The following is a 1,716-nucleotide window of genomic DNA, read 5'->3' as shown; positions in this document are numbered from 1 at the left end:
GGCCCGCAGGAAATGGCGCAACTGCTGCGCGGCCTGCAAGGCCGCTTCGTGCCACCGGGCCCCAGCGGCGCGCCCTCGCGCGGCCGGCCCGACGTGCTGCCCACGGGCCGCAACTTCTACGCCGTCGACACCCGCGCCGTGCCCACGCCCACCGCCTACGCCATGGGCGCGCTGGCGGCCGACCGGGTGATTCAGCGCCACCTGCAGGACCACGGCGCCTTTCCGGCGTCGGTCGGCCTGTCGGTCTGGGGCACCAGCACCATGCGCAGCGGCGGCGAAGACATCGCCCAGGCGCTGGCCCTGCTCGGTGTGCGCCCCCGGTGGGCGCCCGGCAGCCACCGCGTGGTCGACATCGAGGTGCTGCCCATGGCCATCGCCAACCGGCCGCGGGTCGACGTGACGCTGCGGATCTCGGGCTTTTTCCGCGATGCCTTCCCGAACGTCATCGATCTGTTCGACACGGCGGTGCGCGCGGTGGCGGCGATCAGCGCCGACGACGAACCCGACGACGTGAACCCGGTGCGCGCGCGCGTGCAGCGCGAAGCGGCCGAAGCGCGGGCGCGGGGCCTGGACGAAGCCGCCGCCCGGCGCCAGGCCACCTGGCGCGTGTTCGGCCCGCGCCCCGGCGGTTACGGCACCGGCCTTCAGGAACTGATCGACAGCGGCCGCTGGCAGGGGGGCGACGACATCGCCCAGGCCTACCTGCGGGCAGGCGCCTTTGCCTACGGCCAGGGCGCGCACGGCGCCGCCGCGCGCGAGAGTTTCGAGCGCCGGCTGGCCGGGCTCGACGCGGTGCTGCACAACCAGGACAACCGCGAACACGACATCCTCGACTCCGACGACTACTACCAGTTCCAGGGCGGCATGGCGGCGGCGGTGGAACACCTGGGCGGCGCGCCGGTCGCGCTCTACCACGGTGACTTCAGCACGCCCGGCGTGCCACGCATCCGCAGTCTGGGTGAAGAACTGGCGCGCGTGGTGCGCGCCCGCGTGGTCAACCCCAAATGGATCGCAGGCGTGCAGCGCCACGGCTACAAGGGCGCGTTCGAGATGGCCGCCACGGTGGACTACCTGTTCGCCTTCGACGCCACCACCGGCCTCATCGGCGACCACCAGTACGCGCTGGTGGCCGACACCTATCTGCACGACCCCGACAACCGTGCCTTTCTGGAGCGGCACAACCCGCAGGCGCTGCGCCGCATCGGCGAGCGCCTGCTCGATGCCATGCAGCGCGGCCTGTGGCAGGCGCCCGGCGAGCACCGCGAACGCATCGAAGACCACCTGCTGGCCCTGGAACACCGCCTGGAAAACCCGGGCGAAGGACCCTCGACATGACCCCCATTGCCGCCACCGTTTCCGCCCCCGTTCCCGAACTGCATCCCGCCAGCGACACGGTCTTTCCCTTCGCCGCGCTCATCGGCCAGGGGGCGCTGCAGCAGGCGCTGCTGCTGGCCGCGGTGGACCCCGGCATCGGCGGCGTGCTCATCAGCGGCCCGCGCGGCACGGCCAAATCCACCGCCGCCCGTGCCCTGGCCGCGCTGCTGCCCGGTGCGCCTTTCGTGAGCCTGCCGCTGGCCGCCAGCGTGGAGCAGGTGGTGGGCACGCTCAGCCTCGAAGACGCGCTGCGCGACGGCCAGGTGCGCCTGGCCCCCGGCCTGCTGGCCCGCGCGCACGGCGGTGTGCTGTACGTGGACGAAGTGAACCTGCTGCCCGACG

The 1,716-nt window shown here is 73.1% G+C and carries 2 protein-coding genes; both read left to right on the top strand.

Translation table 11 applies throughout. The features are described from left to right. A partial coding sequence (locus tag QQK43_RS23045) for a cobaltochelatase subunit CobN (RefSeq protein WP_284309619.1) occupies nt 1–1,335 on the top strand: 1,335 nt, incomplete at its 5' end. Continuing rightward, nucleotides 1,332–1,716 (top strand): AAA family ATPase (locus tag QQK43_RS23040; protein ID WP_284309618.1); only part of this gene is annotated, 385 nt, incomplete at its 3' end. The genes QQK43_RS23045 and QQK43_RS23040, both read left to right, overlap by 4 nt.

Source organism: Hydrogenophaga electricum, from assembly GCF_030160815.1.
GTDB lineage: Bacteria > Pseudomonadota > Gammaproteobacteria > Burkholderiales > Burkholderiaceae_C > Hydrogenophaga > Hydrogenophaga electricum.
The sequence above is the reverse complement of the archived record's forward strand: the minus strand, read 5'-3'. Positions and strand labels throughout refer to the sequence as shown.